The organism is Rickettsia tamurae (genome assembly GCF_000751075.1).
Lineage (GTDB): Bacteria > Pseudomonadota > Alphaproteobacteria > Rickettsiales > Rickettsiaceae > Rickettsia > Rickettsia tamurae.
Window position 1 is genome coordinate 67,745 of record NZ_CCMG01000026.1, and the last position, 7,581, is coordinate 75,325.

Sequence of the window (7,581 nt, forward strand, 5' to 3'; positions counted from 1 at the left end):
AAGAAATGTGTTTAATACTTGTTTTTGTTTGACTGTATACCTTTTTTGTTGGTATACTGATTTAGTATTAAATATCAAAGATTGGATTAAATTTTTAAAGTATGAGGAATAATGGCAACTAAGGCTTTAGGTACAGCTACCAAACTTGCTAATTTACAGCAACTTAAAAAAGAACGTATTGCTAAAATAGAAGCACAACTAGCAAACCAACAAACTCAGTTGCTTCAGAAGCGTAAGGAAGAATTGTTCAACATCTTTAAAGCATGTAATGCTCTGACCATTGACGATAGATTGCTAATAGGATTTCTAAAGTTTGTAAAAAATGTTGATAATAAAAATCATCCTTTTTTAAATGAATTAAAAGAGGTGCATAAGAAATCTAAGATGCCCAGTAAACCAAAATCAGGAAACGTCAAAACTGATTAAATTAATTACAAAAAAATTATGGTATACTCGTATGCAATTACAAAAAGCAATTACTTTTGATCGTAAATCTGACGCTAGAAAAAAGATTATGCTAGGCGGATTATTTGTTAAAGCAGGTCTTGATTATTTACACCCTGATAATGCTCATATTCTTTACGGAATGCTGCTTGATTGTAAAGAACAATTAATTATTAATCCGAAGATTATAGATAAGTGGAAAAGTAAAGGTAGAGAATTGTTAATCTCGAAATATTAAATTATAATTGATGGAGCTTTAGTATAAAATATTTAAATACAATAATGAAGGGTTTTAGTGTATGTACATAAGATTACTGATATTATCAATATTATTGTTATTATTCGCATGTAATAACACTGAAAATAACATGCAAGTTAATACTCCTTTCCAAGTAGCAATTGATGCGATGGGTAAGGATTTTCAAATTGAAATTAGCAATCTGAATATATCGCAAGAATTATCCGCTGTTGGATCCCCTAATTCAGCAAAAGTAACTATAGAACAACTTAGCTTATTGGATGATTCAATCAGTGCAATAAAAGACATTTTTGTTCTTTCTTTTGATCATGGTCAATGGATAATACAAGAGAGAAATACTTTATATAAATGTTATCATGGTAGGGAGCCTAATGCATTTTCTTCTGCACTTTGTAAATAGTAAGTTATAGGAACAATATTATGTTTACTCAAAATAATTTATACTAAATATATTATTAATATTTAACCTTATGTACTGGCTTCTTTTAATATTAGCAGTACTTTTTGAAGTGGCTTTTGCTATTTCATTAAAATATTCTGATGGCTTTACAAAACTTAAACCAACTCTCCTGTTTATTTTCTTTGGAGCATTAAGTTTTATGTGCCTTTCAAAAACTCTAAATAAAATCCCTATAGGTACAGCATATGCTGTGTGGACTGGTATTGGTGCTGCTGGTACTGCAATATTGGGTATATTTATCTTTAATGAACCAATATCTATATTACGATTATTCTTCATTACAATTTTAATAATATCAATAATTGGACTTAAATTCTCTTAAGGTTACCATCATTATGACTATTAATAATACTGATATACTGCATAATCAGAAATCTAATACAAGCAATTATTATGAATATTATATTATGATTGTAGGTATACTTGGACAATCTATGCATTATATACAAGCATATAAAATATTCTCAACTCAATCTGCTGAGGATATTTCATTACCAGCATATCTTATTTGCTTATTTTTGCTTATTAACTGGTTAATTTATGGTGTGGTTAAAAAAGCAAAAGCTCTTATTTACGCTGAAATACTAGGTATGGTTGGATGCTCTGCTATTATTATAGGTACTTATCTTTATAACTAATTGACATGGCTTATTATTGGATTAAAGACCATAAATATTATAGATTAACTACTCAAGACAATCTCTTTGGTACTACTGATCTTATATGTAGCTGGGGCACTTTGTACTCTAATCAAGGCAATTATAAGGTGATTCATTGCACTACCCAGCATGAAATAGATACGCATATTAAACGTATCGTTAGGATAAGGAAATCAAGAGGTTATATCCTCATACATACAAATATATTATAAATACTTAGTAATAGATGAGAATGCACTATAGAAAAAAATACCTCACTTTGATCACCTGGATTGTAGCACTCGTAGCGATTGGATCGATTATTGGTTCTTTAACTATAGCAGAAATTAGCACTTGGTACAGTACCTTAAATCGTTCACCTCTGACACCGCCAAATTATGTATTTCCAGTCGTGTGGAATATTTTGTACAGTGCCATTGGGGCTTGCGGGTGGGTAATTTGGCGTACTACGACGTTTCCAGTACTGAATACTATCAAAACTTTGTATGTAACGCAGCTTGTTTAAACTGGAGCTGGACCCCTTTGTTTTTTTACTTTCACCTGATCAAAACTTCTCTTCTGATTTTGATTTCCATGGATATTATAGTTGGTATGCTAATTTTGCTAGCTTATCCAAAAATAAAAACAGTATCTCTTCTTATGATTCCATACTTACTATGGATTCTAATAGCCACATATTTAAATTTGTATATATGGCAGTATAATTGATTCATATATGGCTCTGTTGTCTTCTATTGCCAAGTGGAGTGAATATAAATAGCATAAGGAGCAAAAATTAGCGACTATACCACAAAAACTTTTGAGACATTTTAAGGTTTTTAATAAAACTATATGAATAAACAGGATGTTAATGAATATATATCCGGCATCATAGAACGTATTACTTATCATAACCCTGATAATGGATTTTGTGTATTACGTATTAAGGTAAAAGGTCATAGGGATTTAATCACCGTTACAGGTAACATACCATCTGTACTAGTAGGAGAATATATAAAATGTAGTGGTATTTGGTATAACGATAGAAATCATGGTAAACAATTTAAGGCACATTTTATTAAATCATTGCCGCCTGATACACTAGAAGGTATAGAAAAATATCTTGGCTCTGGGTTGATTAAAGGCATAGGACCATATTTTGCTAAGAAATTAGTATTAGCATTTAAAGATAGAGTGTTTGAAGTTATTGAACACGAGCCTCATCTTTTATCTACTGTTGAGGGGATAGGTAAGGTAAGAGCTAACTGTATTTGCAACAACTGGCAGGCACAAAAAGTCATTCGTGAAATAATGGTGTTTTTACAATCGCATGGCGTGGGTACTACTAGAGCCACTAGAATCTACAAAACATATGGTGATAGAGCGATTGAAATAGTGTCAAATAACCCTTATCAATTAGCTAAAGATATAAGAGGTATTGGATTTATTTCAGCAGATACCATAGCTCGTAATTTAGGTATTGATAAGAATTCTTTAATCAGAGCCAAAGCGGGGTTAACGCATACATTACTTGAAGCGACGTCAGATGGTCATTGCGGCTTGCCTAAGAAAATATTACTACAAAATATTCAAAAATTACTTGAGATAGAGTACGATATCATTGAGCAGGCTATAATAGAAGAAGTAGCGTCAAATGTATTAATAATTGATACTATTGATAACGTTGAATCTATTTTCTTAACTAGTTATTACATATATGAGAAAAACATTGCTAAAATACTAGTCAATTTAACAAAAGCTCCTGTTACTTGGGGCAAAATAGATACCGTTTCCGTTTTGCCATCAATAGAGCAAGAGCTAGGTATTACGCTTGCAACAAGTCAAAAAACGGCTATAGAAAAAGCACTGCAGCATAAGTTGATGGTTATTACGGGTGGACCAGGAACAGGAAAAACCACATTAGTAAATTCATTACTTAGAACATTATCTACGCAGCATTTAAATATTAAACTATGTGCACCCACTGGTAGAGCAGCTAAACGCTTAAGTGAAAGTACAGGGCTCGAGGCCACCACTATACATAGATTGCTTGAAATAGACCCTGCTTACGGAGGGTTTAAACGTAATGAGGATTTACCATTACTGTGCGATTATCTAGTAATAGATGAAGCTTCAATGGTTGATATATCACTATTTCATGCATTATTAAAAGCCCTTCCACACACTTCAGCATTACTAATAGTTGGCGATGTAGATCAACTGCCTTCTATAGGTTCTGGGCAAGTATTAAAAGATATTATCAATTCTAGAGTTATACCGACGGTCAAGTTAACTGAAATATTTAGACAAGCAGCAACAAGCAATATTATTATTAATGCTCATCGCGTGAATAATGGCATCTTACCTGATCTTACGTCTCAAAAAAAAGAATCAGACTTTTATTTTATAGAGGCAGAACATGGAGAAGATATCATTAATAAAATTATTATGATGATAAGAGAGCGTATTCCAAATAAATTTAATCTTAACCCTATAAATGATATTCAATTATTATGTCCTATGCAAAGAGGAGGCGTAGGTGCTAGATCATTAAATATTGAGTTACAGAAAATACTAAATCCAAACTATAGCAACGGCATAACTAAATTTGGTCAAACCTTTGCCATTGGAGACAAGGTTATGCAGACGGAAAATAATTATGACAAGGAAGTCTATAATGGGGATATAGGGGTTATTAATAATATAAATGAGCAGGACCAAGAAGTTACAATAAACTTTTATAATCGTGATGTGGTTTATGATTATAGTGATCTTGATCAAATTACTCTAGCCTATGCTACTACGATACACAAATCTCAAGGTTCGGAATATCCAGCAGTAATAATTCCGCTAACCATGCAAAGTTATATGATGCTCAAACGCAATTTAATTTACACAGCTATTACTCGCGGCAAGAAGCTAGTTATAATAATTGGACAGAAAAAAGCATTGGCTATATCTATTAAAGATAATAAAACTTCTTTGCGTTATTCAAAACTGAAAGAATGGTTAATTGGTTAGATAGCATGAAATATATTAGTACGGAAAACACTTGTTTTCCGACATAATAGCTATCATCTATTTACAAATCCCCAAAAATAAGCTATTTATATACGACAAACACTGTCGTATTGCAGCACTGTACGACAATCAACTAAAAAGGGTTTTTCATACATGTTAGTCGGATATATGAGAGTTTCTAGTGAAAATGATCGCCAAGTGTTCGATCTTCAATATGACGCACTTATTAAAGCAGGGGTAGATCCAAGACATATTTTTCAAGATAAGGTAAGCGGAGCAAAAGATAATAGAAAAGGATTACAAGAAGCTCTTAATTATTTACAAGATGGCGACTGTCTCATTGTATGGAAATTAGATAGACTCGGACGGTCATTGTCTCATCTCATTACACTTATTGATAGCTTTAAACAGAAAAATATTGGCTTTAAATCCATAACCGAACAAATGGACACAACAACCCCTCACGGTGAGTTTTTATTCAGTGTGTTTGGGGCTCTTGCTCAATATGAACGAGCACTGACTAAAGAACGTATTATGGCAGGTTTAAAATCTGCTAAGCAACGGGGAAAAACAGGAGGAAGACCACGGGTTATCTCACCTGAAAAAATGCAAGCAATTAGTGAAACACTGAAATCCGGCACAAGCAAAGCTGCAATATGCCGGACATTCAATGTTAAAAGAACTACTCTCTATGATAATCTAGAAAAAATGCACCGTTGTCTGTAAGATTAAATTTAGAATCGCTGTTAAATACTATTTATTACCTTCTTTGTACGGTGGATTTACTATAATCTTGAATCCAAATAACTTATTATTAGGATAAGTGATGAAATCACAGAGCCTGATTTGCTTTTGTAATTGTGCCTCAACACGATTTATTTCTAAGGAAGGGGACATATCTACCAAACATCTAGCTATATTTTTAATAGCAGTTATTCTAGTATCTCTATCTATTTCGCTACCATGTAATTTCCTTACTAAATCCCAACCGGACAATTTTTCTTTTTCTACAAGAACAAGTGCAGTTGTAATAAGTAAGCTACCATGCCCCTACACATGGATCAAATATGCTCTCCATATTATAGTTATCTAATAATGAGAATGCTGCATAAAGGGCTACATCGGAGGGAGTAAAAAATTGGGCAAATTCCTTTTGAGCAAGGGTACAGTTTGGCACTGTATGGATGGCGGCTAAGATATGATCCCATTTTTCAAATATTGTCTTTTTTTGTCTGAAATCTGTACCGCATCCGTAAACAACTCTTGGCATACCTTAGGGAGATTGTCAAACCAATTAAATATTCTGTGCCTACTTAATGTAAGCTCAGCTTCTTTTTTTTGATTAATACTTGTTGGGTTACCATCATTTAAAAGCATCATACTATATGCATTATTTCATTTCTTACTTTCTCTTAGAGTTAACTATATGACATTTAACAGCGATGGTACAAGGTCAACAATTACATTGCTATTCATATTATGTACTCTTGCTGTATTTCTTCACGCCAAAATCTCATGATTTGAGACCTCGTCGTCTATCCCTTCAAATTCCATGGACTCTTGACTGGCTTCAATGCCGTAACTCATATAAGGTGCAAGTACACTCTCTGCCTCATGTAATTCCATTTCTTTCACTACCTTTTGCCATTCTGCAAAATCTAATATTAGTTTTTCTAATTCCTGATTGCTATAATCATTCATTGCAATCAAATACTGTTCAATATTTTCCTTTAAATCAGGATTCTCATTTGCAAATGACGTGAGATACTGCTTAATACCGTCAAGTATCTGCTCTCTATTGTCATTGGTGATAATAGGGTTACTTACAGTATCATCACTATCATGTCTATTAGCATCTTCATTACTATTTGCTATATCATCAGATGTAACTGTTATAGCTTCTTTATTTACAATAGTAGAATCATTACAACTATTATCTAAATCTAAACCGGCTTCTATTGCTACCATTGCATCTTCTGCTGCTTTTTCATGGGTCATAGCTTTAGTCTCGACCTCTACATATTTTACTAAATTATCACATAGCTTCTGTAATTGCTCTGTGTGATCCTCTATATACTTACGACCTACCGCCACTAATGCGTCTATGTTTTTAAGGCTACTATTATCTAAACTACTTGTCGCCTTTGTAATAGGTAGCTTTACTTCCACAAACTCATCTTCTCCTGGTAAATCGCCCCTTACTTCTGCTGTAGCACTATCTTCGCTGCTTTGCATTAAACGACTAACTAACTTTCCTTTAACAAGCCATCCTATTACTCCATCAAATCCTATCTTTGGTATTGAGCTACTGCCTGATGTATCTTTATCAAAGTTAAGCGATAATACCATAGTATCATCAAGTATCTTGGCACTCTCTTCCCTACTATGACCGCTCTTTAATATTTTCAGTGCCTCATATGCTGGTCTATTAGACCCAAGCCCCCCATCTGCATATGCATAAAGTGCATCCTCTTGGTTCTCATAGCCTTTAATATGCTCTTTATTAGTCACAGGCTTAAAATATGTAGGTGCTGCAGTGGTCGCTAGTAATACGTCCTGAACCTTTCTTCGTGCCTTTATCTGGATCACCAAGCAGGTTTCCTTGTTCACTCATATATTTACATTTTTTAACTTGATATATTATTATACTACACTCTAAACTCTTATTCCTTGATTTAGCTTGATCTCAGATACTTGCTTTACCGCACTTCTTATTTCTTTACCTATTTCTGAGCTTGGACTTACATATTGCATTACTT

9 protein-coding genes and 3 pseudogenes are annotated in these 7,581 nt (G+C 33.2%); 9 read left to right on the forward strand and 3 right to left on the reverse strand.

From position 1 onward, the window contains the following. Window positions 1–111 precede the first annotated feature (111 nt). The 9 genes and pseudogenes from MB29_RS07570 to MB29_RS07600 all read left to right on the forward strand — a co-directional run bounded on the left by MB29_RS07570 (window position 112) and on the right by MB29_RS07600 (window position 5,548). Complete coding sequence (locus MB29_RS07570) at window positions 112–426, forward strand: hypothetical protein (RefSeq protein ID WP_032139714.1); 315 nt, start codon at window positions 112–114, stop codon at window positions 424–426. Window positions 427–457: 31 nt separating this feature from the next. Then, the gene (locus tag MB29_RS07575) at window positions 458–682 is read left to right on the forward strand and encodes a conjugal transfer protein TraD (protein ID WP_032139715.1); all 225 of its coding nucleotides are present in this window, start codon (window positions 458–460) and stop codon (window positions 680–682) included. Between the two features lie 61 nt (window positions 683–743). Then, complete coding sequence (locus tag MB29_RS07580; protein ID WP_215426295.1) at window positions 744–1,103, forward strand: hypothetical protein; 360 nt, start codon at window positions 744–746, stop codon at window positions 1,101–1,103. A 70-nt stretch (window positions 1,104–1,173) separates the two neighbouring features. Beyond that, entirely contained in the window at window positions 1,174–1,485 is a 312-nt protein-coding gene (locus tag MB29_RS10890; protein WP_084687027.1) for a DMT family transporter, read from the forward strand. Window positions 1,486–1,498: 13 nt separating this feature from the next. Next, a complete protein-coding gene (locus MB29_RS07590; RefSeq protein WP_010424146.1) occupies window positions 1,499–1,801 on the forward strand; it encodes a SemiSWEET family transporter in 303 nt (100 codons plus the stop codon). Between the two features lie 5 nt (window positions 1,802–1,806). Continuing rightward, window positions 1,807–2,034: a WGR domain-containing protein gene (locus tag MB29_RS10895; RefSeq protein ID WP_084687029.1), complete on the forward strand. Its 228-nt coding sequence runs from the start codon at window positions 1,807–1,809 to the stop codon at window positions 2,032–2,034. 20 nt (window positions 2,035–2,054) lie between these two features. Beyond that, a pseudogene (locus MB29_RS14400) lies at window positions 2,055–2,530 on the forward strand (TspO/MBR family protein). 123 nt (window positions 2,531–2,653) lie between these two features. Beyond that, window positions 2,654–4,822: an SF1B family DNA helicase RecD2 gene (recD2, locus tag MB29_RS07595; protein WP_032139718.1), complete on the forward strand. Its 2,169-nt coding sequence runs from the start codon at window positions 2,654–2,656 to the stop codon at window positions 4,820–4,822. 153 nt (window positions 4,823–4,975) lie between these two features. Continuing rightward, entirely contained in the window at window positions 4,976–5,548 is a 573-nt protein-coding gene (locus MB29_RS07600; protein ID WP_032139719.1) for a recombinase family protein, read from the forward strand. 27 nt (window positions 5,549–5,575) lie between these two features. Here MB29_RS07600 and MB29_RS07605 read toward each other — a convergent pair whose 3' ends face one another. The 3 genes and pseudogenes from MB29_RS07605 to MB29_RS13900 form a co-directional block, all read right to left on the reverse strand. Then, window positions 5,576–5,818, reverse strand: coding sequence for a hypothetical protein (locus tag MB29_RS07605; RefSeq protein WP_032139720.1), 243 nt, complete (start codon window positions 5,816–5,818; stop codon window positions 5,576–5,578). Between the two features lie 846 nt (window positions 5,819–6,664). Further along, window positions 6,665–6,916: pseudogene (locus MB29_RS13240) on the reverse strand (hypothetical protein); the annotation flags it as partial. 324 nt (window positions 6,917–7,240) lie between these two features. After that, a pseudogene (locus MB29_RS13900) lies at window positions 7,241–7,432 on the reverse strand (patatin-like phospholipase family protein); the annotation flags it as partial. Window positions 7,433–7,581: the final 149 nt, after the last annotated feature.

Bases quoted from the DNA above. Each gene is read 5' to 3' on its own strand.
- MB29_RS10890 (WP_084687027.1), top strand. From the start codon at position 1,174: ATGTACTGGCTTCTTTTAATATTAGCAGTACTTTTTGAAGTGGCTTTT.
- MB29_RS07575 (WP_032139715.1), top strand. From the start codon at position 458: ATGCAATTACAAAAAGCAATTACTTTTGATCGTAAATCTGACGCTAGA.
- MB29_RS07570 (WP_032139714.1), top strand. From the start codon at position 112: ATGGCAACTAAGGCTTTAGGTACAGCTACCAAACTTGCTAATTTACAG.
- MB29_RS07600 (WP_032139719.1), top strand. From the start codon at position 4,976: ATGTTAGTCGGATATATGAGAGTTTCTAGTGAAAATGATCGCCAAGTG.
- recD2 (WP_032139718.1), top strand. From the start codon at position 2,654: ATGAATAAACAGGATGTTAATGAATATATATCCGGCATCATAGAACGT.
- MB29_RS07580 (WP_215426295.1), top strand. From the start codon at position 744: ATGTACATAAGATTACTGATATTATCAATATTATTGTTATTATTCGCA.
- MB29_RS07590 (WP_010424146.1), top strand. From the start codon at position 1,499: ATGACTATTAATAATACTGATATACTGCATAATCAGAAATCTAATACA.
- MB29_RS10895 (WP_084687029.1), top strand. From the start codon at position 1,807: ATGGCTTATTATTGGATTAAAGACCATAAATATTATAGATTAACTACT.